General features: G+C 73.1%; 26 protein-coding genes. 22 read left to right on the top strand and 4 right to left on the bottom strand.

Features of this window, described 5'->3' with window-relative positions; all coding sequences use genetic code 11:
- Window positions 1–59 precede the first annotated feature (59 nt).
- The 9 genes from ftsY (at window position 60) to ACTWLT_RS15445 (ending at window position 11430) form a co-directional block, all read left to right on the top strand.
- The gene (gene ftsY, locus ACTWLT_RS15485; RefSeq protein ID WP_445318992.1) at window positions 60–1250 is read left to right on the top strand and encodes a signal recognition particle-docking protein FtsY; all 1191 of its coding nucleotides are present in this window, start codon (window positions 60–62) and stop codon (window positions 1248–1250) included.
- 6 nt (window positions 1251–1256) lie between these two features.
- A complete protein-coding gene (locus tag ACTWLT_RS15480) occupies window positions 1257–2120 on the top strand; it encodes an aminoglycoside phosphotransferase family protein (RefSeq protein WP_252416721.1) in 864 nt (287 codons plus the stop codon).
- A gap of 243 nt (window positions 2121–2363) precedes the next feature.
- Window positions 2364–3776 carry an ammonium transporter gene (locus ACTWLT_RS15475; protein WP_445318991.1) on the top strand — a complete coding sequence of 471 codons (1413 nt, stop codon included), beginning with the start codon at window positions 2364–2366 and terminating at the stop codon, window positions 3774–3776.
- 25 nt (window positions 3777–3801) lie between these two features.
- Window positions 3802–4140, top strand: a complete 339-nt coding sequence (locus ACTWLT_RS15470; RefSeq protein ID WP_174537509.1) for a P-II family nitrogen regulator — start codon at window positions 3802–3804, stop codon at window positions 4138–4140.
- Window positions 4141–4157: 17 nt separating this feature from the next.
- Entirely contained in the window at window positions 4158–6488 is a 2331-nt protein-coding gene (locus tag ACTWLT_RS15465) for a [protein-PII] uridylyltransferase (protein WP_445318990.1), read from the top strand.
- A gap of 264 nt (window positions 6489–6752) precedes the next feature.
- Window positions 6753–7919: a sensor histidine kinase gene (locus ACTWLT_RS15460; protein WP_445318989.1), complete on the top strand. Its 1167-nt coding sequence runs from the start codon at window positions 6753–6755 to the stop codon at window positions 7917–7919.
- A complete protein-coding gene (locus ACTWLT_RS15455; protein WP_252416717.1) occupies window positions 7916–8572 on the top strand; it encodes a response regulator transcription factor in 657 nt (218 codons plus the stop codon). The genes ACTWLT_RS15460 and ACTWLT_RS15455 overlap by 4 nt, the downstream gene beginning before the upstream one ends.
- 159 nt (window positions 8573–8731) lie before the next feature.
- Window positions 8732–10291: a signal recognition particle protein gene (gene ffh, locus ACTWLT_RS15450; protein WP_252416716.1), complete on the top strand. Its 1560-nt coding sequence runs from the start codon at window positions 8732–8734 to the stop codon at window positions 10289–10291.
- Between the two features lie 59 nt (window positions 10292–10350).
- On the top strand, window positions 10351–11430 hold the full coding sequence (locus ACTWLT_RS15445; RefSeq protein ID WP_445318988.1) for an amidohydrolase family protein: 1080 nt from the start codon (window positions 10351–10353) through the stop codon (window positions 11428–11430).
- A gap of 136 nt (window positions 11431–11566) precedes the next feature.
- Here ACTWLT_RS15445 and ACTWLT_RS15440 read toward each other — a convergent pair whose 3' ends face one another.
- Complete coding sequence (locus ACTWLT_RS15440) at window positions 11567–12169, bottom strand: TetR/AcrR family transcriptional regulator (RefSeq protein ID WP_445318987.1); 603 nt, start codon at window positions 12167–12169, stop codon at window positions 11567–11569.
- Between the two features lie 131 nt (window positions 12170–12300).
- On the opposite strand from ACTWLT_RS15440, the gene proS reads away from it, so the two are divergent.
- The 12 genes from proS (at window position 12301) to ACTWLT_RS15380 (ending at window position 20571) form a co-directional block, all read left to right on the top strand.
- Window positions 12301–13707 (top strand): proline--tRNA ligase, encoded by a 1407-nt coding sequence (gene proS / locus ACTWLT_RS15435; protein ID WP_445318986.1) that lies wholly within the window; start codon window positions 12301–12303, stop codon window positions 13705–13707.
- 49 nt (window positions 13708–13756) lie between these two features.
- Entirely contained in the window at window positions 13757–14377 is a 621-nt protein-coding gene (locus tag ACTWLT_RS15430; protein ID WP_445319095.1) for a DUF402 domain-containing protein, read from the top strand.
- A gap of 242 nt (window positions 14378–14619) precedes the next feature.
- Window positions 14620–15123, top strand: a complete 504-nt coding sequence (gene rpsP / locus ACTWLT_RS15425) for a 30S ribosomal protein S16 (protein ID WP_445318985.1) — start codon at window positions 14620–14622, stop codon at window positions 15121–15123.
- Window positions 15098–15358 carry an RNA-binding protein gene (locus tag ACTWLT_RS15420; RefSeq protein WP_172862164.1) on the top strand — a complete coding sequence of 87 codons (261 nt, stop codon included), beginning with the start codon at window positions 15098–15100 and terminating at the stop codon, window positions 15356–15358. The genes rpsP and ACTWLT_RS15420 overlap by 26 nt, the downstream gene beginning before the upstream one ends.
- On the top strand, window positions 15358–15918 hold the full coding sequence (rimM, locus tag ACTWLT_RS15415) for a ribosome maturation factor RimM (RefSeq protein ID WP_445318984.1): 561 nt from the start codon (window positions 15358–15360) through the stop codon (window positions 15916–15918). Before ACTWLT_RS15420 ends, rimM begins: the two co-directional genes overlap by 1 nt.
- Before the next feature lie 19 nt (window positions 15919–15937).
- On the top strand, window positions 15938–16711 hold the full coding sequence (trmD, locus tag ACTWLT_RS15410) for a tRNA (guanosine(37)-N1)-methyltransferase TrmD (protein ID WP_252416710.1): 774 nt from the start codon (window positions 15938–15940) through the stop codon (window positions 16709–16711).
- 143 nt (window positions 16712–16854) lie between these two features.
- The gene (gene rplS / locus ACTWLT_RS15405; RefSeq protein WP_007456548.1) at window positions 16855–17211 is read left to right on the top strand and encodes a 50S ribosomal protein L19; all 357 of its coding nucleotides are present in this window, start codon (window positions 16855–16857) and stop codon (window positions 17209–17211) included.
- 181 nt (window positions 17212–17392) lie between these two features.
- Window positions 17393–18262, top strand: coding sequence for a signal peptidase I (gene lepB / locus ACTWLT_RS15400; RefSeq protein WP_252416709.1), 870 nt, complete (start codon window positions 17393–17395; stop codon window positions 18260–18262).
- 10 nt (window positions 18263–18272) lie between these two features.
- Complete coding sequence (gene lepB, locus ACTWLT_RS15395; RefSeq protein WP_252416708.1) at window positions 18273–18908, top strand: signal peptidase I; 636 nt, start codon at window positions 18273–18275, stop codon at window positions 18906–18908.
- Between the two features lie 48 nt (window positions 18909–18956).
- Window positions 18957–19445, top strand: a complete 489-nt coding sequence (locus ACTWLT_RS15390; protein WP_445318983.1) for an NUDIX hydrolase — start codon at window positions 18957–18959, stop codon at window positions 19443–19445.
- Window positions 19439–20251, top strand: a complete 813-nt coding sequence (locus ACTWLT_RS15385) for a ribonuclease HII (RefSeq protein ID WP_445318982.1) — start codon at window positions 19439–19441, stop codon at window positions 20249–20251. The genes ACTWLT_RS15390 and ACTWLT_RS15385 overlap by 7 nt, the downstream gene beginning before the upstream one ends.
- Entirely contained in the window at window positions 20248–20571 is a 324-nt protein-coding gene (locus ACTWLT_RS15380; RefSeq protein ID WP_007075222.1) for a DUF2469 domain-containing protein, read from the top strand. The genes ACTWLT_RS15385 and ACTWLT_RS15380 overlap by 4 nt, the downstream gene beginning before the upstream one ends.
- A gap of 54 nt (window positions 20572–20625) precedes the next feature.
- Here ACTWLT_RS15380 and ACTWLT_RS15375 read toward each other — a convergent pair whose 3' ends face one another.
- Both ACTWLT_RS15375 and ACTWLT_RS15370 read right to left on the bottom strand, forming a co-directional pair.
- Entirely contained in the window at window positions 20626–21804 is a 1179-nt protein-coding gene (locus ACTWLT_RS15375; RefSeq protein ID WP_445318981.1) for a sulfite oxidase, read from the bottom strand.
- 71 nt (window positions 21805–21875) lie between these two features.
- The gene (locus tag ACTWLT_RS15370; RefSeq protein ID WP_445318980.1) at window positions 21876–22508 is read right to left on the bottom strand and encodes a class I SAM-dependent methyltransferase family protein; all 633 of its coding nucleotides are present in this window, start codon (window positions 22506–22508) and stop codon (window positions 21876–21878) included.
- 142 nt (window positions 22509–22650) lie between these two features.
- On the opposite strand from ACTWLT_RS15370, the gene ACTWLT_RS15365 reads away from it, so the two are divergent.
- Complete coding sequence (locus ACTWLT_RS15365; protein WP_445318979.1) at window positions 22651–23319, top strand: murein hydrolase activator EnvC family protein; 669 nt, start codon at window positions 22651–22653, stop codon at window positions 23317–23319.
- On the opposite strand, the gene ACTWLT_RS15360 is transcribed toward ACTWLT_RS15365, so the two are convergent.
- Window positions 23253–24434, bottom strand: coding sequence for an aminotransferase class V-fold PLP-dependent enzyme (locus ACTWLT_RS15360; RefSeq protein ID WP_445318978.1), 1182 nt, complete (start codon window positions 24432–24434; stop codon window positions 23253–23255). The two genes, ACTWLT_RS15365 and ACTWLT_RS15360, sit on opposite strands and share 67 nt — an antisense overlap.
- Between the last annotated feature and the right edge of the window lie 24 nt (window positions 24435–24458).

The raw sequence follows: 24458 nt of genomic DNA, 5'->3' as shown, positions 1-24458 counted from the left end.
GACAGCGGCCGGGTGGCGGTGGCTGGGACGGCGTCGCCGGCATCTGGAAGGATTCCGGCATGGCCGAATATCTCGTCCTCGCCTTGGTCCTGCTCGGTGTGCTGATCGTCGGCACAGTCGGGCTGGTCGTGCCGCGCCTGCGGCGACGGCCCGAGCCTCCGCTACCGCGCACCGAGGTCGACACCCGGGCCGAGGAGGATCTCGCCGGCCCACCTGTCGAGGCACCGGAGTCCGATCTGTCCACCGGTGTCCTGGTCGAGCCGCCGCCGGTCATCGAGGTGCCCGCGCCGGCCGTGGAGGTGCCCGAGCCGACCGCCGGGCGGCTGGTCCGGCTCCGCTCCCGGCTGTCCCGCTCACAGAACGTCTTCGGCAAGGGTCTCCTCGGCCTGCTCGCCCGGGACCACCTCGACGAGGACGTCTGGGAGGAGATCGAGGACAGCCTGATCGGTGCCGACGTCGGCGTCGACGCCACCCGCGACATCGTCGACCGGCTGCGCGAGCGGACCCGCGTGCTGGGCACCCGCTCGGCCTCCGAGCTGCGCGCGCTGCTCGCCGCCGAGCTGGTCAACGCGCTCGACCCGAGCCTGGACCGGTCCCTGCGGACCGCGCCGAAGGACGGCACGCCGGCGGTGCTGCTGGTCGTCGGCGTCAACGGCGCCGGCAAGACCACCACCTGCGGCAAGATCGCCCGGGTGCTGGTGGCCGACGGCCGCACCGTGCTGCTCGGCGCGGCCGACACCTTCCGGGCCGCCGCCGCCGACCAGCTGGAGACCTGGGGCTCGCGGGTCGGCGCGGAGACCGTCCGCGGCCCGGAGGGCGCCGACCCGGCCAGCGTCGCCTTCGACGCGGTCAAGCGCGGCATCGACACCGGCGTGGACACCGTGCTCATCGACACCGCCGGCCGCCTGCAGAACAAGATCGGCCTGATGGACGAGCTGGGCAAGGTCAAGCGGGTGGTGGAGAAGCAGGGCCCGATCGACGAGACACTGCTCATCCTGGACGCCACGACGGGGCAGAACGGCCTGGAACAGGCCCGGGTCTTCACCGATGTCGTCAACGTGACCGGCGTGGTGCTGAGCAAGCTCGACGGCACCGCGAAGGGCGGCATCGTGATCGCCGTGCAGCGCAAGCTCGGCATCCCGGTGAAGCTCGTCGGCCTCGGCGAGGGCAAGGACGATCTGGCCCCGTTCGACCCGGCGCAGTTCGTCGACGCGTTGCTGGGGACCGAGGCCGCCGGACGGGACGCGTAGTCTCGGGTGACCACTGACGATCGCGCGTACGCGGGCTGGCGCGACCCCGGCCACCCCTCGCAGCGCCTCGGGAGACCGTACGTGACTTCGCAGGAGATCCCGCTGCACGGCGGCAACGTGAGCACCGTGGTCCGGGTCGGCGACACGGTCCGCCGCAACGCCGGGCCGTGGACCCCGTCCGTGCACGCCCTGCTGCGGCACCTGGAGTACGTCGGCTTCACCGGCGCCCCCAGGGCGCTCGGCATGGACGAGCGCAACCGCGAGGTGCTGTCGTACCTGGAGGGGGAGTGCGGGGAGTATCCGCTCGCCCCGCACTGGGTGACCGACGAGGCGCTGGTCACCGTCGCCACGATGCTGCGGATGTTCCACGACGCGCAGTACGGGTTCACGCCGCCGCCGCAGGCGGTGTGGCGCTCCTTCGGGCCACCGCCGCCGGACACCGAGGTGATCTGTCACCACGACGCCGCCCCGCACAACGTGATCTGGCGGCCGGACGGCACCCTCGGGCTGATCGACTTCGACCTCGCCTCGCCCGGCGCCCGGATCTACGACGTGGCGTACGCGGCCTGGACCTGGGTGCCGATCTTCGCCGACCGGGACTCGATCACCCTGGGCTGGAAGCGCCCGGACCGGCCGCGCCGGTTGCGGCTCTTCGCCGACGCGTACGGGCTGATCCCCCGGGACCGGCACCGGCTCATCCGGACCATCCGCAAGCGGATCGTGGACCACGTCGAGGGGATCCGCCGGATGGCCGCGGCCGGTGAGCCGGCGTTCGTCCGCATCGTGCACAAGGGGCACCTGCGCCGGCCGATGCGCGACCTGCGGCTGCTCGACTACGAGCGGCACGCCCTGGAGAACGCCCTCCGCTGAGCGCCCGTCGGTCGATGGGTCTGACCGGTCGGCCATCGACGAACGCCGTCCGGGTGATCCACCACCGTCCATGCCGCCGGCTGTGCGGACTTCGTGACACGTACGAAACAACCCGTCACGAAACGGAAACCGGCACGGGACCGTGGGTGAAACAGCCGGCCGCGAAGCTTCCGCGCAACCGGCCTACGGGCGACGCTGCCCCGGAAAGCCGCGAAGGAGGAAATTCACCTTTAGGAGGCCAGCGTGCCTGAAGCACCGACGATCGACGGCGCCAATACCGTTTGGCTGCTGGTTTCGACCGCGCTCGTGCTGCTCATGACCCCCGGACTGGCGCTGTTCTACGGCGGCCTCAACCGGGCCAAGGGCGTACTCAACATGATGATGATGAGCTTCTCCGCCATCGGGCTCATCTCTGTTCTGTGGTGGTTCTACGGCTTCAGCGTCGCCTTCGGGACCGACGTGAACGGATTCTGGGGCGACCCCGGCGCGTACCTCGGCACCAAGACCTTCCTCGCCGAGACCGACCTGTGGGGCGCGACGGCGGAGAACCCCAGCGGCATCGGTGTTCCGCTCTACGTCTTCATGGCCTTCCAGATGGTCTTCGCGGTGATCACCGTCGCGCTGATCAGTGGTGCCATCGCCGACCGGGCCAAGTTCGCCGGCTGGCTGCTGTTCGCCTTCGGCTGGGCCACCCTGGTCTACTTCCCGGTCGCCCACTGGGTCTGGGGCGGCGGGATCATCGGCGGTGACATCCACGCGCTGGACTTCGCCGGTGGCACCGCGGTGCACATCAACGCCGGTGCGGCCGCGCTGGCCGTGGCGCTGGTGCTCGGCAAGCGGCTCGGTTGGCCGCGCGAGGGCATGAAGCCGCACAACATCCCGCTGGTCGCGCTCGGTGCCGGCCTGCTGTGGTTCGGGTGGTTCGGCTTCAACGCCGGCTCGGAGCTGACCGTCGACTCGGTCGCCGGGCTCGCCTTCATCAACACGCAGCTCGCCACGGCGGCGGCGGTGCTCGGCTGGATCGCGGTCGAGTGGGTCAAGGACCGGAAGCCGACCATGGTCGGCGCCTCCTCCGGGGCCGTGGCCGGCCTCGTCGCCATCACCCCGGCCTGTGGCTTCGTCGCCCCCTGGGCGGCCGTCCTGCTCGGTATCGTCGCCGGGGTCGTGTGTGCGCTCGCCGTCAGCCTCAAGTACAAGCTCGGCTACGACGACTCCCTCGACGTGGTCGGTGTGCACTTCGTCGGCGGTTGGATCGGCTCGCTGTGGCTCGGTCTCTTCGCCACCAACTCGGTCAACGCCGCGATCACCGACGTGGTGGGTGCCTCGGACGGCCTCTTCTACGGCGGCGGCGCGACCCAGCTGGGGCGGCAGGCGCTCGCCGGCCTGATCGTCACCGTCTGGTCGTTCGGCATCGCCTGGGTGCTCGCCTTCGTCATCGAGAAGACGATCGGCTTCCGCGTCAGGGGCGAGGCCGAGGTCGAGGGCATCGACATCGCCGAGCACGCCGAGAGCAGCTACGACCTGTCCCCGGCGGGCGGCGGCACGGGCAGCGCGTTCGCGATGGCCGGCATCGGCACCCCCGGTGGCGGCGCGACGAGCGGTGCCAAGCCGGAGGCGGACTCCGCCGAGCCGGTCAGCGCGAAGGTCGCCGGTTAACGTTCCTGGGATGGAGGGGTTGGACATGAAGCTGGTGACCGCGGTCATCAAGCCGTACCAACTGGACGCGGTGAAGGAGGCTCTGCACGCCCTCGGGGTGGCCGGGCTGACCGTCAGCGAGGTGCAGGGGTACGGACGGCAGAAGGGGCACACCGAGGTCTACCGGGGTGCCGAGTACACGGTCGAGTTCCTGCCCAAGATCCGGGTCGAGGTGCTCACCGACGAGATCGACGTGGACAAGATCGTGGACGCCATCGTCGGTGCTGCCCGCACGGGCAAGATCGGCGACGGCAAGGTCTGGGTCACCGGTGTCGAGGAGGTCGTCCGGGTCCGTACCGGCGAGCGCGGCCTCGACGCCCTCTGACCAGGACGACGACCGACATGACCTCGTTGATCAGGGGGAACGCGTCAGGGAACGCCGGTGACGGCGACGCGCACCTCCTGATCAACGAGGTCGTCGGCGTTCCCGGGGGGATCGGCGAGCCGGCCCGGCTGGCCCGGGCGGCGGCGTACGACGAGTTCCTGCGGGGGTTGCTGCCCGCACGCGAGGGAGTGGCGCTGCTCGCCGTCGGCGGGCTGGGTCGACGGCAGTGCGCCCCGTACGGCGACCTCGACCTCGTGCTGCTGCACTCCGGGGTGCCCGGCAGGGACGAGCTGGCCGCCTCGGTCTGGTACCCGATCTGGGACGCCGGCCTGCGGCTGGACCACTCGGTGCGCACCGTCGCCGAGGCGCTCTCGGTGGCCCAGGACGACGTCAAGGTGGCCCTCGGTTTGCTCGACGCCCGGCTGGTCACCGGCGACCGGGCGCTGGCCGACGCGCTGATCCGTACCGCCGCCGACCACTGGCGGCGGACCGCCGTCCGCCAGTTGCCCGGCCTGCGGGAGGTCACGGCCGCCCGCTGGCAGGCCCACGGCGAGCTGGCCTTCCTGCTGGAGGGCGACCTCAAGGAGGCCGCCGGCGGGCTGCGCGACGTGGGGCTGCTGCGCGCGATCTCCGCGGCCGGGATCACCGACGCGCTCCGCCCCGCCGTGCGCGCCGCCCACCTGCGCCTGCTGGACACCCGCGACGCCCTGCACCAGCAGGTCGGCCGCCGCGTCGACCGGCTGGTGGCGCAGGAACGTGACGGGGTGGCCGCGCTTCTCGGCCTCCGGCAACTCCAGCTCGGCACGTCCGACGCCGGGCGGGGCCCGGGCGCCGTCGTCGAGGACGGCGACACTCTGCTGCGCCGCGTCGCCGGCGACGCGCGCACGGTCAGCCACGCACTGGACGACGCCTTCCGGGCGGCCGACCGGCTGCGCTCCGGCCGCTCCCGAGGCGGGAACGGCCACCCCGTGCGCCGCCCGGTGGCCCGCGACGTGGTCGAGCACGACGGCGAGCTGGTCCTCGCCCGCACGGCGATCGGCGCCCGCCCCGACCCGAGCCTGTCACTGCGGGTGGCCGCCGCAGCGGCGGCCACCCGACTGCCGATCGCCCGGGCCACCTGCGAGTGGCTGGCGGCGTACTGTCCGCCGCTGCCCGCGCCCTGGCCGGCCGAGGCCCGGGCCGCGCTGACCACCCTTCTCGGCGCCGGGCCGGGCCTGGTCCCGGCCTGGGAGACCTGCGACCGGTACGGGCTGATCGACGGCTGGCTGCCCGAGTGGACACGGCTGCGGAGCCTGCCCCAGCACAACCCGGTGCACCGGTACACCCTCGACCGGCACCTGGTGCAGACCGCCCACGAGGCCAGCCGGTACGCCCGCGAGGTGGAACGGCCGGACCTGCTGCTGCTGGGCGCCCTGCTGCACGACATCGGCAAGGGGTTGCCCGGCGACCACAGCACGGTCGGTGTGCCGGTGGCCGAGGCGGTGGCGACCCGGATCGGTCTGCCCGCCGGAGAGGCCGAACTGATCGGCACGCTGGTCCGGCTGCACCTGCTGCTGCCCGACGTGGCCACCCGCCGGGACCTGGCCGACCCGGTCACCATCGCCTCGGTGGCCGAGGCCGTCGGCGACACCGGCACCCTCGACCTGCTGCACGCTCTGGTCCGCGCGGACGCGGCGGCGACCGGGCCGGCGGCCTGGTCGGACTGGAAGGGCCGACTGGTCGCCGAGCTGGTCGCGCGGGTCCGCACCGCCCTGGACACCGGCGTGCTGCCCGAACCGCCGGCCCCGGACCCGGCGCTGCTGGCCGGGCCACTGCCGGTCGTCCACCTGACCGGGGACCGCGTGGCGGTGGCCGCGGCGGACCGGCGCGGCCTGCTCGCCACGGTGGCCGGCTGCCTGGCCCTGCACCGGCTGGAAGTGATCTCCGCGGACGCCTCCGCGGTCGACGGCCGTGCCCTGGTCGAGTGCCGGGTGCAGCCCCGCTACGGGCTGCCGCCGGACCCGGTCCCGCTCCGCGCCGACCTGCGCCGGGCGGTCGCCGGCGACGTGTCGGTCACCCAGCGGCTGCGCGGCCGTGCGCTCGCCGCCCGGGGCGGTGGCGCGGCCCCCCGGGTGGTCTGGCACCGCGAGGCGGCCACCGACGCCGTGCTGCTGGAGCTGCGCGCCGCCGACGCCGCCGGGCTGCTCTACCGGGTCGCCTGCGCGCTCGACGAGGCGGGCGCCCTGGTCCGCGCGGCCCGCATCTCCACGCTCGGAGCCGACGTGGTCGACGCCTTCTACCTGGTGGGCGGCTGGCCGGACGACGCCACCCGAGCCCGCCTGGAGGCCGCGGTCCTGGCCGCCGTGTGACCCACGCCGGAATATGGCTCGCCGCCGGATCCCGTCCCGCTGGGTCACCGACGCCCGTGCCGGCCGGTCACCACTGGGAGCGTGATACCTCACGGTCATATTTATGCCGCTGAGGTATCACGCTCGCGAGACCCACCGGGCCAGGAGGGCGGCGGCCGGCGGGATGCGCGGTCGACGCTCGGCGGCGGGTACGTCCGGGGGCGTAGTGGCGGTGCCGCCCGTGGACGCACGCCGGCCGGCCTCGACGCCGGCAGAATGGCGGCCATGCGGTGGTCACGTGGGCAACGGGTGCGGCAGGCGGCTCCCGACGCCGTGCTCGCCCTGGTGCTGCTCGCCTTCGGCCTGCTCGCCACCGGCCTGGCCGGGGACAACCAGCCGGGGTCGAGAGCGGTGGACGCCACCTGCCGGGTCCTGATCGCGCTGGCCGCGTTGGCCCTGCTGGCCCGGCGGCGTGCCCCGGTTGCCACCCTCGCCGTGGTCACCGTGGCGACGGCGACGTACCTGATGCTCGGTTACCCGTACGGGCCGATCCTGCTCACCTTCCTGGTGGCGGTCTACACGGTGGCGGTGCGGCTGCCGGTGCGCCCGGCGGCGCTCGCCACCGGTGGCGCGTTCCTGCTGCTGCTGGCCCACGTCTTCTGGTCCCGGGGCCCGGCGCCGGGCTGGGCCGGAGTGCTGCCCGCGTCGGCGTGGGTGGTCGTACCGTTCGCGGTGGGGGTGGTCGTGCGGGTCAACCGTGAGGCGGCCGAGCGCGGTCGCGCCGAGCAGGCCCGCAACCGCGCCGAGCAGGCCCGGCGACAGGCCGACGAGGAACGGCTGCGCATCGCGCAGGAGGTGCACGACGTGGTGGGACACGGCCTGGCGGCTATCAGCATGCAGGCGGAGATCGCCCTGCACCTGCTGCCGAAACGGCCCGAGCAGGCGGAGACCGCGTTGACCGCGATCAGTCGGACGAGCCGGGAGGCCCTCGACGAGCTGCGGGTGACCCTGGGCGCGGTACGGCGGGGCGCCGAGCGGGGACCGGTGCCCGGCCTGGCCCGGCTTCCGGCGCTGCGCGACCGGCTCGCCGGTGCCGGGCTCGCCGTCGACCTGCACGTGGACGGTGATCCCCGGGAGCTGCCCGCGGCGGTGGACCTGGCCGCGTACCGGGTGGTGCAGGAGGCGCTGACGAACGTGCTGCGGCACGCCGGCGTGCCCGACGCGGAGGTGACCGTCGGCTACCGCCCCGACGAGGTGACCGTCGAGGTCGCCGACCGGGGCACGGGTGCCTCCCGCACCGGGACCGATCCGGCCGGCGAGGACAGCGGCGGGCACGGGCTGGCCGGGATGCGGGAGCGGGTCGACGCGCTGGGCGGGCGGCTGGTCATCGGCCCACGACCCGGCGGTGGTTTCCGGGTGCACGCCCGGCTGCCGGTGGGGCCGACCCGATGATCCGGGTGCTGATCGCCGACGATCAGGACCTGGTCCGGCTCGGGCTGCGCGCGCTGGTGGAGAGCGAGGACGACCTGGCGCTCGCCGGGGAGGCGGCCGACGGGCTGCGCGCGGTGGAACTGGCCCGCCGGGAACGGCCGGACGTGGTGCTGATGGACATCCGGATGCCCGGCATCGACGGGATCGAGGCGACCCGACGGATCGTCGCCGACCCCGACCTGGTCGGTACGCGGGTGGTGGTGCTCACCACCTTCGAGCTGGACGAGTACGTCTTCGACGCGCTGCGGCACGGCGCCAGCGGCTTCCTCACCAAGGACACCCGACCCGCCGAGCTGCTGCGGGCGATCCGGCTGGTCGCCGAGGGGGAGGCGCTGCTGTCGCCGTCGGTGACGCGTCGGGTGGTGCGGGAGTTCGCCACCCGTCCGTCGCGGGTGCCCCGTCCGCACCCGCGACTGGACGCGCTCACCGACCGGGAGCGCCAGGTGGTCGGGTTGGTCGGTGAGGGGCTGAACAACGAGGAGATCGCCGCCGCTTTGGTGGTCAGCCCGGCGACCGCGCGGACGCACGTCAGCAGGGCGATGGGCAAGCTGGGAGCCCGGGACCGGGCCCAGCTCGTCGTGTTCGCGTACCAGTCGGGGCTGGTGTCGGGGTGAGGTCGTGCGGGCGCCGGCGGGGCACGGCCGGGGTGCCGGGTAGGCGGGCAGGGCCGGGCGACAGCGGCCGTGCGGCCGGCCGGCTACCCTTGCGGTGGCCGGACTCCGCATCACCGGCCGGGTTGTGCCCGCCGAAACACTGACAAACGGGATGTTCGCGTGTTTGACACCTTGAGTGACCGCCTGTCCGGGATCTTCACCAAGCTCCGTGGCAAGGGTCGGCTCACCGACGCCGACATCGACGCCACCGCGCGCGAGATCCGCCTCGCGCTGCTGGAGGCGGACGTCGCGCTGCCGGTGGTCAAGGGCTTCATCGCGAACGTCAAGGAGCGGGCGCGCAGCTCCGAGGTCTCCCAGGCGCTGAACCCGGCCCAGCAGATCATCAAGATCGTCAACGAAGAGCTGATCAACGTGCTCGGCGGTGAGGGCCGGCGGCTCCAGTTCGCCAAGCAGCCGCCGACGGTGATCATGCTGGCCGGTCTCCAGGGCTCCGGTAAGACCACCCTCGCCGGCAAGCTGGCCCGCTGGCTCAAGGGTCAGGGGCACCAGCCGCTGCTGGTCGCCGCCGACCTCCAGCGCCCCAACGCCGTCGGGCAGCTCCAGGTGCTCGGTGGCCGGGCCGGCGTCGAGGTGTACGCCCCGGAGCCCGGCAACGGCGTCGGTGACCCGGTGCAGGTGGCCCGCGCCTCGATCGAGCACGCGAAGCGGGCGGCCCGCGACATCGTCATCGTCGACACCGCCGGCCGACTCGGCATCGACACCGAGATGATGCAGCAGGCCGCCGACATCCGCGACGCCGTCGACCCGGACGAGGTCATCTTCGTCATCGACGCGATGGTCGGTCAGGACGCCGTCCGCACCGCCGAGGCGTTCCGCGACGGCGTCGGCATCACCGGCGTCGTGCTCTCCAAGCTCGACGGCGACGCCCGCGGTGGTGCCGCTCTGTCGGTGCGTGAGGTGACGGGTCAGCCGATCCTGTTCGCCTCCACCGGCGAGAAGCTGGAGGACTTCGACGTCTTCCACCCCGACCGGATGGCCAGCCGGATCCTCGGCATGGGCGACGTCCTCACTCTGATCGAGCAGGCCGAGCAGGCCTTCGACTCCGATCAGAAGGAGAAGATGACCGCCAAGCTGATGGGCGGCGAGCAGTTCACCCTGGAGGACTTCCTCGACCAGCTCATCGCGGTGCGGCGGATGGGCCCGATCGCCAACGTGCTGGCCATGATGCCCGGCATGGGGCAGATGAAGGACCAGCTCGCCGATCTGGACGACACCCACTTCGACCGGGTCACCGCGATCATCCGGTCGATGACCCCGGCCGAGCGCACCACCCCCAAGATCATCAACGGCTCCCGGCGGGCGCGCATCGCCAACGGCTCCGGGGTCACCGTGATGGACGTCAACCAGCTGCTCAACCGCTTCGCCGACGCGCAGAAGATGATGAAGCAGATGGGCGGCATGATGGGCCTGCCCGGTGGCGGCCGGCGCAAGGCGACCAAGAGCCCGAAGAACAAGCGCAAGGGCACCAAGGGTGGCGGTCGGCCGCGTACCGGGGCGGGCGCCGGGATGCCGGGCGGCTTCCCGGGCGGCATGCCGCAGCTCCCCCCGGGGATGGACCCGAACGACCTGGCCGGCGGTCAGGGCCTGCCGCCCGGCTTCAAGCTCCCGAAGATCGACTTCAACAAGCTCGGCAAGGGCGGCGACAACCGTCCCCGTTGACGGGTCGGTGACGGCGGGCGACGTCGCAGACGGCCGGATGATCCGGTAGGACTGTGCACATGGCTCTTCACGTGCGCGGTGTGCTGCTTCCCGACGACGAGGTCCGGGATCTCTGGCTGGTCGGCGACCGGGTGACCTTCACCCCGGTGCCCGGGGCGGAGACGGTCTCCGACGGTGGCTTCGTCCTGCCCGGGCTGGTCGACGCGCACTGCCACATCGGCATCGCCCGTGGCGGCGCCCCGATCACCTCCCTCGACCAGGCCCGCGAGCTGGCCCACGTCGACCGGGACGCCGGGGTGCTGGCGATCCGCGACGCCGGCTCGCCGTACCCGTATCCCGAGTTGGACGACGAGCCGGACCTGCCGCGGCTGGCCCGCGCCGGCCGGCACGTCGCCCCGCCGAAGCGCTACCTGCGCGACATCGGGGTGGAGGTCGGCGCCGCCGAGGTGGCCGCGACGGTGGCCGCGCAGGCGCGGGCTGGCAACGGCTGGGTCAAGCTGGTCGGCGACTGGATCGACCGCGGTGTGGGCGACCTGGCGCCGGCCTGGGACGCGGACACCCTCACCGCGGCCGTGCGGGCCGCGCACGACGCCGGGGTACGCGCGGCCGTGCACACCTTCTCCGAGTCGGCCGTGGAGATCATGGTGCGGGCCGGGGTGGACTCGGTGGAGCACGGCACGGGGTTGAGCCTCGACCTGATCGACGAGATGGCCCGCCAGGGCACCGCACTGGTCCCCACGATGATCAACATCGCCACGTTCGGCGGGATCGCCGAGCAGGCACGGGCCAAGTTCCCCGGGTACGCCGACCACATGCTCTCGTTGCGGGACCGCTTCCCCGAGGTCGTGCGAGCGGCGCACGAGGCGGGCGTGCCCATCTACGTGGGCACCGACGCGGGCGGCGGCATCAACCACGGGCTGGCCGCCGAGGAGATGCTGCTGCTGCATGAACAGGCCGGCCTGGCGCCGCTCGACGTGCTGGCCTCCGCCTCCTGGGCCGCCCGGGAATGGCTCGGCTTCCCCGGCCTGATCGAGGGCGGCCTCGCCGACCTGACCGTCTACCCCGAGGACCCCCGCCAGGACCTGCGCGTCGTCCGCGCCCCGTCCCGGACCATCCTCCGCGGCCGCGTCATCCGCTGAGGGGGCTGCGCGCCCGCCTCGCCTCGCCTCGCAAGATCGCGCTCGATCGTGGAAGTAGGGGCCTCGGGGTCACGCGGATACCACTACGTCCAGGAAGCAGCGCGATCTTGCGAGGCAGCCCTCGTGTGCCGGGTGGTCAGCGGGGCGGGCGGGCGGCCGCCGCGAAGAGGCGTACGGCCAGGTCGGCCAGGGCCGCGGCGGTCTGGTCGATCGGGTCGCGGGGGAGCACGATGTGGCTGACCACCAGGCGGACGATGGTGTCGGCGGCGAAGGCCAGTGCGGCCGGGTCGGCTCCCGGCAGGTGGTCGCCGACCCACTCGATCAGCGCACCGGACGCCTCGGTGAGCACCACCTCGGCCCGGGTGGTCAGGTACGGCAGCAGCTCGTCCGAGCCACCCCGGGCGCTCGTCAGGATCGCCTTGACCAGAGGGTTGTCCGCCGCCGCGGTGAGGGTGTGCGCGATCGCCGCGTACGCGCCGGCCCGGACGTCTGGACCGTGCGCCACCAGAGCGGCCCGGACGTCGCCGACGAACCGGTCGACCTCCTGCCGGGCGAGCGCCTCGGCCAGGCCGGCCTTGCTGCCGAACTCGTTGTAGACGGTCTGCCGGCTCACCCCGGCGGCGGTGGCGACCCCGCCCATCCGGACCGCGTCCCAGCCCGCGGCGATGGTCCGTGCGCGCGCCGCATCCACGATCGTGTCCCGCAGCCTCTGCCGCGACGAGGTCGTCGATTCAACCATGGTGGTCGAAGTCTACGGTCGTCCCGCGCGCCAGCCCAGGGGCCGCGATGGCGGCGGCGCAGGGGGAACCGACACGGCGCGACGCCTCCCGGGCGCGGCCGCACCCCGCACGACGCATAGGATGTGCGGTCATGGCACGCGTGCTCACTCCCCGTGCGGAGGACTTCCCCCGCTGGTACCAGGACCTGATCGCCAAAGCGAAGCTGGCCGACAACGGCCCGGTCCGCGGCACCATGGTCATCCGACCGGCCGGCTACGCCATCTGGGAGCGGATGCAGGCCGAGATGGACGCCCGGATCAAGGCGGCCGGGGCGGAGAACGCGTACTTCCCGCTGTTCATCCCGGAGAGCTATCTCAAGCGCGAGGCCGAGCACGTCGAGGGCTTCTCGCCGGAGCTGGCGGTGGTCACCCACGGTGGCGGCAAGCAGCTCGCCGAGCCGGTGGTGGTGCGCCCCACCAGCGAGACGGTCATCGGCGAGTTCATGGCCAAGTGGATCGACTCGTACCGGGACCTGCCGCTGCTGCTCAACCAGTGGGCCAACGTGGTCCGGTGGGAGCTGCGCCCGCGGATCTTCCTGCGTACCAGCGAGTTCCTCTGGCAGGAGGGGCACACCGCCCACGCCACCCGTGCGGACGCCCGCGCCTACGCCCGGCGGATCCTGCACGAGGCGTACGAGGACCTGATGGTCAACGTGATCGGCATCCCGGTGGTGGTGGGCCTGAAGACGGCCCGCGAGCGGTTCGCCGGCGCGACCGCCACGTACACCTGCGAAGGCATGATGGGCGACGGCAAGGCGCTGCAGCTGGGCACCAGCCACGAGCTGGGCCAGAACTTCGCCAAGGCGTTCGACATCAGCTACTCCTCGGCCGAGGGCGGCCGGGAGCACGCGTGGACCACCTCCTGGGGCACGTCGACCCGGATGCTCGGTGGCCTGATCATGACCCACGGCGACGACAACGGCCTGCGCGTGCCGCCGAAGCTGGCGCCGGTGCAGGCGTACGTCATGATCGTCAAGGACGGCGACGGCGTGGGTGCGGCGGCGGCCAAGCTGCGCGACGGCCTGCGCGACGCCGGTGTCCGGGTCGTCCTCGACGACCGGACCGACACCCCGTTCGGCCGCCGTGCCGTCGACGCCGAGCTGCGCGGCTATCCGGTACGCGTCGAGGTCGGCCCCCGCGACCTGGCCGCCGGCAACGCGGTGGTGGTGCGCCGGACCGACGGGTCGAAGACTCCGACGCCGGTGGCCGACGTGGTCGGCGCGGTGCTCGCCGCCCTGGAGACCGACCAGCAGGTGCTGCACGACCAGGCGCTGGCCAACCGCGAGTCGCGCACGGTGGAGGTGGCCACGCTCGCCGAGGCGATCGAGGCCGCCGCGACCGGCTGGGCGCGGGTGCCGTGGTCGGCGGTCGGCGTGGCCGGCGAGGCCGAGGCGAACGGTCAGGGCGTCACCGTGCGTTGCCTGTTGCGCGCCGACGGCTCGGTGCCGGATTCCGAGGACGAGCCCGACCTGGTCGCGATCCTCGCCCGCTCCTACTGAAGTGCGCCCGGGCGACCCCGTCGACCGGTTCGCGCCCGGTCGGCTGATCATGCACCGCAACGTGCGGCACGGCCGGATCGGATGGGTCCGGCCGGGCCGGGTGGTCAGCGACGACGAGCGCGGCCTGCTGGTCTGGATCGCCCGGGACTCGCCGGTCGCCCACGAGGTGACCGAGGCGGGGCTGGGGATGCGGGCCATGCCGTTCGCCGAGTGGATCTCGTCGGCGTACCGGCTGGCACACGGCCGATGGAACGGGCCGCCGCTGCTGAAGTTCCTGCCCACCGGGGCGGCGCACTCCGTCTGGTGGTTCCGCGACGAGCAGGACCGGTTCGCCCAGTGGTACGTCAACCTGGAGGAGCCCGGTGTCCGCTGGGACGACGGCACGGTGGCCGGCGTCGACGTGGTGGACCAGGACCTCGACGTGGTGGTTCGCCCGGATCGCAGCTGGCGGTGGAAGGACGAGGACGAGTTCGTCGAGCGTCTCGCCTTCGGAGACGACTACTGGGTGACCGACGAGAAGGCGGTCCGGGCCGAGGGGGAGCGGGTGATCGCGCTCGCCCAGGCGGGCGAGTTCCCGTTCGACGGCACCTGGTGTGACTTCACACCGCCCGCCGACTGGGACGCACCGGACGAACTTCCACCGGGCTGGGACCGCCCGCCGGTGCGCTGAGAGGTGTCGCCGGTCACCGCTCGGGGCGGGCCGGGGCGTGGTGTCCGGGTCCGGTGCGAGAGATCGGCTCCGGATCTGGCAGAATGGGTCGCTGGTATCCGGCACGCGTCCGGCGCCCTCTAACCCGGGCGCGTCGCCAGTCCACCGAGTAGTCTCCGGCCCAACCCCACTGTGCCGTCGGCGCTCACCCATACACACCGCCCGTGCCGGGCTGGTGAGATCGCAACAGGAGCGAAACAACTGTGGCCGTAAAGATCCGGCTCCTGCGGATGGGTAAGATCCGCAACCCGCAGTACCGCATCGTCATCGCCGACTCGCGCACCAAGCGTGACGGCCGGGCGATCGAGTTCGTCGGGGTGTACCAGCCGAAGGAGGACCCTTCGGTCATCGAGGTCAAGTCGGAGCGGGTCCAGTACTGGCTGTCCGTCGGCGCTCAGCCGAGCGAGGCGGTGCAGCGGCTGCTGGAGCTGACCGGTGACTGGCAGAAGTTCAAGGGCCTGCCGGCCCCGCCGCCGCTGCTGGTCGCGCCCGAGCGGGCCGACCGTAAGGCGGCGTACGAGGCTGAGGCGAAGGCTGCCGCCGGGCTCGCCCCGGAGACCCCGGCCAAGCCGGCGAAGAAGGCCGCCAAGGCCGCCGAGGCTCCGAAGACCGAGGCTCCGGCCGAGGCTCCGAAGACCGAGGCTCCGAAGACCGAGGCTCCGGCCGAGGCCCCGGCTGCCGCTGCCGACGCCGGTGAGCAGGCCTGACATGCCTCTGCGTCCGGCGTTGGAGCACCTGGTCAAGGGCATCGTCGACCACCCGGACGACGTCCGGGTGCGGATGGTTGATTCCCGTCGGGGCAAGCGGCTGGAAGTCCGCGTGCACCCCGAGGACCTCGGCACGGTGATCGGGCGGTCCGGTCGGACCGCCAAGGCGCTGCGCCAGGTGATCGGCTCCATCGGCGGGCGCGGGGTACGCGTCGACATCGTCGACTCGTACTGATGCAGCTCGTCGTCGGCAGGATCGGCAAGCCGCACGGTGTCCGCGGTGAGGTCACCGTGGAGGTGCGGACCGACGAGCCCGAAGCGCGGTTCGCCCCCGGCCTGGTGCTGCGCACCGAGCCGGGGGCGGTTCCGCCGCCCGAGCCGGCGGACGGGCGGCCCGGCGTGCCGTTCCGGGTTCCCCCGGAGCTGACCATCGAGGCGGCCCGCTTCCACCAGGGCCGGATGCTCGTCGCGTTCGAGGGCGTGCTGGACCGCGACGGCGCCGAGGCGCTGCGCGGCACCCTGCTCCTGGTGGACAGCGCGGACGTGGAGCCCCCGGAGGACCCGGAGGAGTTCCACGACCACCAGCTGGTCGGGCTCGCCGTGGTCACCCCGGCCGGTGAGCGGCTGGGCGAGGTGGCCCGGATCGACCACGCGCCCTCCTCCGACCTGCTGGTGCTGCGGCGCCCCGAGGGTCGTACCGCGCTGATCCCGTTCGTCCGGGCGATCGTTCCGGAGGTCGACCTGGCCGGTGGACGAGTGATCGTCGACCCGCCGGCCGGACTGCTCGATCTCTAGCCCGCTGGAGCACCCCCGCATGCGCGTCGACGTCGTGTCGATCTTTCCGGAGTACTTCGCCCCGCTGGACCTGTCGCTGATCGGGCGTGCCCGGGCCAACGGCGTACTCCAGTTGGCCGTGCACGACCTGCGGACCTGGACGCACGACGTGCACCGCACGGTCGACGACACCCCCTACGGCGGCGGGCCGGGAATGGTGATGCGCCCCGAGCCGTGGGGTGAGGCGCTGGACGCGCTCGCGCCGGCGCAGGCCCCGCCGCCCCGGCTGGTGGTGCCCTCGCCGGCCGGTGTCCCGTTCACCCAGGCCATGGCGTACGAGCTGGCCGCCGAGCCGCACCTGCTCTTCGCCTGCGGCCGGTACGAGGGGATCGACCAGCGGGTGCTGACGCACGCCGCGACCCGGATGCCGGTCACCGAGGTGTCGCTCGGTGACTACGTGCTCTTCGGCGGCGAGGTGGCCGTGCTGGTGATCCTGGAGGCGGTCACGCGACTGCTGCCCGGGGTGCTCGGCAACGCCGGTTCGCTGGACGAGGAGTCGCACGCCCACGGGCTGCTGGAGGCGCCGATCTACACCAAGCCGCCGAGCTGGCGCGGGCACGAGGTGCCGGAGGTGCTCCGCTCCGGCGACCACGGCAAGATCGCCCGCTGGCGGCGCGAGGAGGGGCTGCTGCGTACCGCCGCCCGGCGCCCGGACCTGCTCGCCGCGCTGCCCGCCGATCAGCTCGACAAACGGGACATCGCGGCACTGGACCGGGCCGGATTTCAGTCACCCCCGGGGGATGTGGCAAAGTAGGGGGGTTGCCGCATCTGCCCGCGCCCGCGGGTGGCTGCGAGGATCACCGACCGGGGTCGGCCCGCCGACCGCCACCCGGGGATCAGAATCACCCACCCGCGCACCGAGTGACGGTGCGCCGTGAGCCTTACGAGGACGCAGCGATGAACATCCTGGACGCCCTTGACGCCCAGTCGAAGCGGACCGACCTTCCCGACTTCCGGGCCGGTGACACCGTCAAGGTGCACGCCCGCGTCGTCGAGGGCAACCGGTCCCGTGTCCAGATCTTCCAGGGCGTCGTCATCCGCCGCCAGGGTGACGGGCTGCGCGAGACCTTCTCGGTCCGCAAGGTCAGCTTCGGTGTCGGCGTCGAGCGGACCTACCCGCTCAACGGTCCGGGCATCGACCGGATCGAGATCGTGACCCGCGGTGACGTGCGCCGCGCCAAGCTGTACTACCTGCGCGAGCTTCGCGGCAAGAAGGCCAAGATCAAGGAGAAGCGGGAGAAGCAGCCCAGCTGACTTCCCGCTCGCCACGCCGCCTGAGCTGCGCGTATGCCGTACCGACCGGACCGCACTACCCTGGTCGTACGGGCGCAGCGAGGCGGCGGCCCCGCCCACGTGGCGGGCAGCCGTCCACAACCGCCCGTGGAGCCTCGACGAGGCTCCCGGGCGGTGGTGTTTCTGCGGACCGGGGAGTGGCGTGGTGCAGACGCTTGACGAGGACGGCACCGTCGATCCGTGGCGCCGTCGAGCGCGCCGTGCGCGCCGGCAGATGCCCCTCTGGCAGGAACTCCCGCTGCTGCTGGTCGTCGCGTTCTGCCTCGCGGTGCTGATCCGCACCTTCCTGCTCCAGGCGTTCTTCATCCCGTCCGGCTCGATGGAGGACACCCTCCTGATCGGCGACCGGGTGCTGGTCAACAAGGTCGTCTACGACGTCCGTGACCCGCAGCGCGGCGAGGTGGTGGTCTTCCGGGGCACCGACCGCTGGGCGCCGCAGGTCGACGAGCAGCCGGAGCCGGGCTTCGTCGGCAAGCTCACCCGGACCGTCGGTGACCTGGTCGGGGTGAGCCGCCCCGGCGAGAAGGACTTCATCAAGCGGGTGATCGGCCTTCCCGGCGACCGGATCAAGTGCTGCGACAGCCAGGGCCGGGTCACCGTCAACGGCACCCCGCTCAACGAGTCGTACGTGCTGCGGGACTCCCCGCTCGACCTGCCGCCCAACCCGGGCGAGTGCCGCTCCCGGCGTTTCGACGAGGTGGTCGTGCCGCCCGGCCAGATCTTCGTGATGGGCGACCACCGTGAGGTCTCCCAGGACGCGCGCTGCCAGGGCCCGGTGCCGATCGACAACGTGGTCGGCAGGGCCTTCATGGTGGTCTGGCCGTCGTCCCGGTGGGACACGCTGCCGGTGCCGTCGACGTTCGACGACGTGTCCGCACCGGCCACCGCCGCCCCCGGTGCGCCTCCGGTCCGACCGACCCCGCAGGGCGGTGTGCTGCTGCTTCTCCCGTTGGTCGCCGCGCTGCGTGGTTCCCGCGCGTTCCGGACGGTGACGTCCGGTCCGGCAACGTAGGCTCCTTGGCGTGATTGACGAGCAGACCGACAAGCCCCGCAGCTCCTTCTGGAAGGAGCTGCCGATCCTGCTGGGTGTGGCGATCCTGGTCGCGGTGCTGGTCCGCGCCTTCGTGCTGCAGACCTTCTTCATCCCCTCCCCGTCCATGGAGAACACGCTCAAGATCGATGATCGGGTGCTGGTCAACAAGCTGGTCTACGACTTCCGGTCACCGCACCGCGGCGAGGTGATCGTGTTCAAGGCGCCGACGGAGTGGAGCGGCAACCCCGACGGCGAGGACTTCATCAAGCGGGTCATCGGCGTCGGCGGCGACCACGTGGTCTGCTGCGACCCGCAGGAGCGGCTGATGATCAACGGCAAGTCGCTCGACGAGCCGTACATCTTCTCGATGGACGGCGTCCGCGACAAGCCGGCCGACCAGGAGTTCGACATCACCGTGCCGAAGGGCCGGCTGTGGGTGATGGGCGACCACCGCTCCGCCTCCGGTGACTCACTGGAGCACTGGCAGCAGTCCGGGCAGAACATCACCGAGGCCACGATCCCGGAGGGCGAGGTCGTCGGGCGGGCGTTCACCGTCTTCTGGCCGGTCGACCGGGCCACCTGGCTGACCGTGCCGGAACAGTACGAGGGCATCCCGAAGCCGTAGTCCGACCGGGGCGTGGGCGATCCGCCGCCGGTCTGGCAGGCTGGGGCCGTGACCGTCTACACCCCTCGACGCGCGGCCCGCGTGCTGCTCGTCGACGCGGCCGGCCGGGTGCTGCTCTTCCACGGCTTCGACCCGGCCCGACCCGGGCACCACTACTGGTTCACGCCCGGGGGCGGACTGGACCCGGCGGAGGAGCCGGCGGCCGGCGCCGCCCGGGAGTTGGCCGAGGAGACCGGGTTGCGAGTCGACCCGGCCGAGCTGGGCGAACCGGTCTGGTCCGACACGACCGAGTTTCCGTTCGACGGCCGGTGGTACCGCCAGGAGCAGGACTTCTTTCTGCTCCGGGTGCCGTCCTGGCAGGTCGACACGGCGGGCTTCGACGACATCGAGCAGCGCAGCATCGCCGGTCACCGGTGGTGGCCGCTGGACGAGCTGGCGGCCAGCGGTGAGCGGTACTACCCGCCCGACCTGCCCGCCCTGCTGACCCGGCTCCTGCCCCCGACCGCCGACGCCGCCCGGGACGAGGCGTCGTGCTGACCCCGCCGCGCACCGTCGTGCGCCGGGAGGCCGGGCTGTACGCGCTGGAGCGGGCGCTGCAGCGGCGCGGGTTCCGGCAGGTGGCCGGCGCCGACGAGGCCGGACGGGGAGCGTGCGCCGGCCCCCTGGTGGCCGCCGCCGCGATCCTGCCCGAGGGGCGGCGCGGCGAGATCGAGGGGCTGGCCGACTCCAAGCTGCTGACCCCGGCCAGCCGGGAGCGGGTGTACGCGGAGGTCGTGGACCGGGCGCTGGCGTACGCCGTGGTGGTCATCCCTGCCGAGGAGGTCGACGCCCGGGGGCTGCACGTGTGCAACCTGGCCGCGATGCGCCGGGCGCTCGCCCTGCTCACGACCCGCCCTGAGTACGTGCTGACCGACGGCTTCGGCGTCGACGGCCTGGGCGTGCCGGGGCTGGCGGTGTGGAAGGGCGACCAGGTGGCCGCGTGCGTGGCGGCCGCCAGTGTGCTCGCCAAGGTCACCCGGGACCGGATCATGGTGGAGCTGGACGAGGTGTTCCCGGCGTACGGCTTCGCCGAGCACAAGGGCTACATCACCCCGGAGCACACCGCGGCGCTGCGGGAGCACGGGCCGTGCCGGGAGCACCGTTTCTCGTACGTCAATGTCGCGACGGTCTCCGGCCGTGACGGCCGGCCGCCGCGTGCCCGTCGGCCCGCCGGACCCGGCCCGGACGAGCCGATGGAGCGCTCCTCGGCGTCAGGGGGTACCGTCGGCGTGGCGTTGGGCGAGCAGCCTCGGCCTCCGGCGCCGGTGGGGGAAGATGTGGTCATGGAAGGCGGAGTGCGATGAGCGCGGAAGATCTCGAAAAGTACGAGACCGAGATGGAGCTGCAGCTCTACCGGGAGTACCGCGACATTGTCCGCCAGTTCTCCTACGTGGTGGAGACGGAACGCCGGTTCTACCTGGCCAACCAGGTCGACCTGCACGTGCGCAACTCCGACGGCGAGGTCTACTTCGAGGTCGAGATGCACGACGCCTGGGTGTGGGACATGTACCGTCCTGCCCGCTTCGTGAAGAACGTCCGAGTAATGACCTTCAAGGACGTCAACGTCGAAGAGCTGGAGAAGCCCGACATCTCGCTGCCCGCCGACTCCGGCTTCGGCGGCTGACCGCACCCGGCCGCGCCACCGGCCCCCCACCGGTGGCGTAGCCCACGCGGCCGGTCACTCGGCCGGCACCACGACCTCGACCCGCTGGACCAGGTTGTTGGCGAAGCCACCACGGTTCCACGGCTGCTCGACCGGCTGGGTCCGCCCGGACGCGTCGGTCGCCCGCGCGCCGAGGACGTACCGGCCCGGCGTCGCGGTCCACTCGTGCCGCCACCGCCGCCAGGCGAACTCGCCGCCCACCGCCGGGTCCAGCTCGGCCGGTGCCCAGCTCGCCCCGCCGTCGGTGGTCACCTCCACGGCGACCACCGGCGCGTGCCCCGACCACGCCCGACCGTCCAGAGTGCACGGCCCCGGGCGCAGCACCCGGCGGCGGGACATGAAATCGGGGAAGCCGGGTGGGCGGACCAGCGCGCGCGGCTCGATCCGGGTGACCGGTACGCCCGGGTCGTCGGCGTCGCGGCGCACCCGGTAGGCCACCGCGTTCTGGTAGCCCTCGAACGGCTCGGTCCGGACGTCCACCGAGTGGACCCACTTCACGTGCGCCATGCCGTACCAGCCCGGCACGATCAGCCGCAGCGGCGCACCGTGCTGCGGCAGCAGGGGAGCGCCGTTCATCTCGTACGCCAGCAGCACCTCCTCGCGCAGCGCGTCGGCGACCGGCAGCGCCCGCTGGTAGTCCTGCTCCACCCCACGCTCGACGCCGTGGTCGGCGCCGGTGAAGACCACGTCGACGGCGTCCGGCCCGAGGCCCGCCTCGCGCAACAGCGGCGCCAGCGGAGTGCCCGTCCACTCGGCGTTGCCGACCGCCTCGACCAGCCACGGCTGGCTGACCGGTCGCGGGTGCAGCAGAGCGCGACCGTTGCCGGCGCACTCCAGGGTGACCTGGTGGGTGACGCGGGGCCGCTCGCGCAGCTCGGCCAGGGTGACGGTCAGCGGCCGTTCCACGGCGCCGCCGATGCTCAGCGCGTGCGTGGCCGGGTCCAGCTCCGGGATGTCGTAGTGGATGAGCAGGTAGTGCAGCCCCGCCGGGGTGACGTCGTAGCGCAGCGCCTCCAGCGGGATGCCGTGGTTGCGGGCGGCGAGCTGCAACTCCTCGGCACTGATCGCCTCGTCCGGCTCGGCCAACCGCGACGGGCCGCTCACGTCGGCCACCGTCGGACCGCCGAGCGTCCCGCCGAACGGCGGACGATCGTCCTGATCCGGTCCCGGCGTCCGGTCATCGACAGTGGTCACAGTGGCCTCCCCGGTCCGAACGGCGGCGTCACGCCGTACGCGGCCCAGCCTAGGCCCTTGCCAACGCGGGGTCAGCGGGCCAGGAAGCGGAACATCGTCACACCGGGCGGCAGCGGCCGCGGCCGGCCGAGCTGACGGTGCACGCCCACGCCCACCCGGTCCGCCGGGGTGCCCACCGCGACCTGTGCGAACCCCTCCTGGGTGAACCAGTCACAGATGGTGGGTACCAGATCGGGCGCCCGTCGGTGCCTGGTCCAGATCACCGTGCCGCCACTCGCGCACAGCGCGGCGCTGTGCCCGACGATGGCACGCACGTCGGCGTCCGAGACGTTGCCGAACACGCCGCAGAGCAGCACCAGGTCGGCCGGAGCCAGATCGGCGTACGTGTCGGTCGCGGCCGCGTCGCCGACCACCACCTGAACGCCGGTGAGACCGGCCGCCTCGGCGGCGTCGACGGCAACCGTGACGTTGCGCGGGTCCAGCTCGACCAGGCGGGCGGTCACGTCCTCGCGGCGCGGGTGCGTGGCGAGCACCGGGATCAGGTCCCGGCCCTGGCCGGCACAGACGCTGATCACGCGCAGCGGCCCGGCCGGTGCCCGGTCCAGGGCCGCCCGCACCTGCCCCTGCACCTCGACCAGGCGGGCCGCCAACGCCGACCCCGGCCGGTCGTAGTCGTCGTGCCAGGCGAGCCAGTCCCGGTCCATCGGCCCAGCATAGGTAGCCTCGGGCGACCTCCGACATAGCAGATCATCGACGGCTCCAGGTGGTTGTCCACAGCACCGCTGGTCATCCACAGCTTCGGCGCTCGGGGTGGTGGACGGCCGGGCCCGGTCGGAGGCTGCCCTCATGCGACCGCCACCCGCCCCGCGTACCGGCGCGATCCGCCGCCCCCTGTTGCTCTGTGCCACGTTGCCGCTCACGCTCACCGTCCAGCTCTGCTGCCTCGCGGTGCTCGACGCGGCGCTGCTCGACCGTCCAGCGGCACCGGTCGTGCCGGTCGCGGTGGTCGCGCCGGTACCGGCGGATGACGGGCCGGGGCGGTTCCGGTGGCCGCTCGACGGGCCGCCACGGCCGGTGCGCCGGTTCGACCCGCCGCCCCGGCCGTGGCTGGCCGGGCACCGCGGAGTGGACCTGGCGGCGCCGGCCGGAGCGGTGGTCCGCAGCGCCGGGCCGGGCACGGTGCTCTTCGCGGGCCTCGTCGCCGGCCGACCGGTGGTCACCGTGGGGCACGCCGGCGGCCTGCGGACCACCCACGAGCCGGTGCGACCGGCGGTACGCGCCGGCCAGCCGGTCACCGCCGGCGCACCGCTGGGCGAGCTGCTGCCCGGTCACCCGGGTTGCCCGGCCGTGGCCTGCCTGCACTGGGGGCTGCTGCGGGGCACCGAATACCTCGACCCGCTGGCACTGCTCGGCCTCGGGCCGGTCCGACTGCTGCCCGTCGCCGGGGGTCAGCGCTGGGCGAGCAGCGGCGGCAGCCGTACGGCCAGCCGTTCGTACTCGTCAGCGGTGTTGTAGACCTGACCGGCGAGCCGCAACCACCCTCGCCCGTTCCAACTCATCACCGCCACCTCGGCGGCCAGCCGCTCGCCGATCCGCGTCTGCAGCGCCCGCGCCGCGTCGATGGTGGTGGCGGTGCCGTCCGGCAGCGGAATGAGACGCAGAGCAACCGCCGGCCCGCCCGGGTCGGGCAGGTGAGCGGGAGGCACCCCCAGGGCGTCGCCCACCACCCGCTGGCCGTACCCGGCGAGCGCGGCGTTGTGCGCCCGCACCCGGTCGACGCCGAGACTGCGCAACGTGAACAAGCCCGCCGGGGCGGCCAGCCAGGACGTGTAGTCGAGGGTGGCCTGCCACTCGACCCGAGCCGGGAAGCCGGCCTCCTGCTCCCAGGAGACCACCAGCGGCTCGATCCGGTCCCGCCACTGCGCGGCCACCGCCAGCAGGGCGGTCCCGCGCGGGGCGTACGCCCACTTGTGCAGGTTGCCCGCCCAGAAGTCGGCGCCGATGCTGCTCACCGGGGTGGGCAGCATGCCCGGCGCGTGCGCGGCGTCCACCAGGACCGGCACGCCGTGTTCATGGGCCACCCCGACGATGGCTGCGGTCGGGAAGAGTCTGGCGGTCGCCGAGGTGAGCTGGTCGACGACGAGCAGACGGGTCCGACCCGGGCGCAGGCCCGCGCGGATGATCTGCACGACCTGCTCGTCGGTCGCGGCCAACGGGACCGGCAGCACCCGGCTGACGGCTCCGGTGCGGCGGCACTCCCGCTGGATGGCCAGGCTCACCGCGCCGTACCCGTGGTCGGTGCTGAGCACCTCGTCGCCCGGTTGCAGACCCAGCGACTGGAGCACCACGGCGACGCCCGTGGTGGTGTTGCCGACCAGGGCGCTGCCGTCCGGGTCCGCACCCAGGAACCCGGCGAGGTGCCGGCGGGTGTGTGCGATCCGGTCGACCAGCCCCTGCGTGAAGAAGCGCAGCGGGTTGGCCTCCATCTCGTCGCGCAGCCGCTGCTGGGCCCGCTGCACGCCGATCGGCACCGCCCCGAACGAGCCGTGGTTGAGGTGGCTGACCGCCGGGTCGAGGGAGAAGAGCAGGCGGGCGCCCGGGATCGGCTCGGGGGGCTGCGGGACGCTCACCCGATGATCGTAACCGTCGGTCGA

It is taken from the genome of Micromonospora yongxingensis (genome assembly GCF_052601155.1).
Note: the sequence above shows the minus strand (reverse complement) of the source record. Positions and strands in the feature narration are given on the sequence as shown.

Excerpts from the sequence above, each read along its gene's own strand:
- ACTWLT_RS15455 (WP_252416717.1), top strand. The coding sequence starts at position 7,916 with ATGATCCGGGTGCTGATCGCCGACGATCAGGACCTGGTCCGGCTCGGG.
- ACTWLT_RS15370 (WP_445318980.1), bottom strand. The coding sequence starts at position 22,508 with ATGGACCGGGACTGGCTCGCCTGGCACGACGACTACGACCGGCCGGGG.
- ACTWLT_RS15365 (WP_445318979.1), top strand. The coding sequence starts at position 22,651 with ATGCGACCGCCACCCGCCCCGCGTACCGGCGCGATCCGCCGCCCCCTG.
- ACTWLT_RS15460 (WP_445318989.1), top strand. The coding sequence starts at position 6,753 with ATGCGGTGGTCACGTGGGCAACGGGTGCGGCAGGCGGCTCCCGACGCC.
- ACTWLT_RS15440 (WP_445318987.1), bottom strand. The coding sequence starts at position 12,169 with ATGGTTGAATCGACGACCTCGTCGCGGCAGAGGCTGCGGGACACGATC.
- ACTWLT_RS15430 (WP_445319095.1), top strand. The coding sequence starts at position 13,757 with ATGCACCGCAACGTGCGGCACGGCCGGATCGGATGGGTCCGGCCGGGC.
- rimM (WP_445318984.1), top strand. The coding sequence starts at position 15,358 with ATGCAGCTCGTCGTCGGCAGGATCGGCAAGCCGCACGGTGTCCGCGGT.
- ACTWLT_RS15465 (WP_445318990.1), top strand. The coding sequence starts at position 4,158 with ATGACCTCGTTGATCAGGGGGAACGCGTCAGGGAACGCCGGTGACGGC.
- rplS (WP_007456548.1), top strand. The coding sequence starts at position 16,855 with ATGAACATCCTGGACGCCCTTGACGCCCAGTCGAAGCGGACCGACCTT.
- ftsY (WP_445318992.1), top strand. The coding sequence starts at position 60 with ATGGCCGAATATCTCGTCCTCGCCTTGGTCCTGCTCGGTGTGCTGATC.
- trmD (WP_252416710.1), top strand. The coding sequence starts at position 15,938 with ATGCGCGTCGACGTCGTGTCGATCTTTCCGGAGTACTTCGCCCCGCTG.
- ACTWLT_RS15380 (WP_007075222.1), top strand. The coding sequence starts at position 20,248 with ATGAGCGCGGAAGATCTCGAAAAGTACGAGACCGAGATGGAGCTGCAG.
- ACTWLT_RS15445 (WP_445318988.1), top strand. The coding sequence starts at position 10,351 with ATGGCTCTTCACGTGCGCGGTGTGCTGCTTCCCGACGACGAGGTCCGG.
- ACTWLT_RS15470 (WP_174537509.1), top strand. The coding sequence starts at position 3,802 with ATGAAGCTGGTGACCGCGGTCATCAAGCCGTACCAACTGGACGCGGTG.
- proS (WP_445318986.1), top strand. The coding sequence starts at position 12,301 with ATGGCACGCGTGCTCACTCCCCGTGCGGAGGACTTCCCCCGCTGGTAC.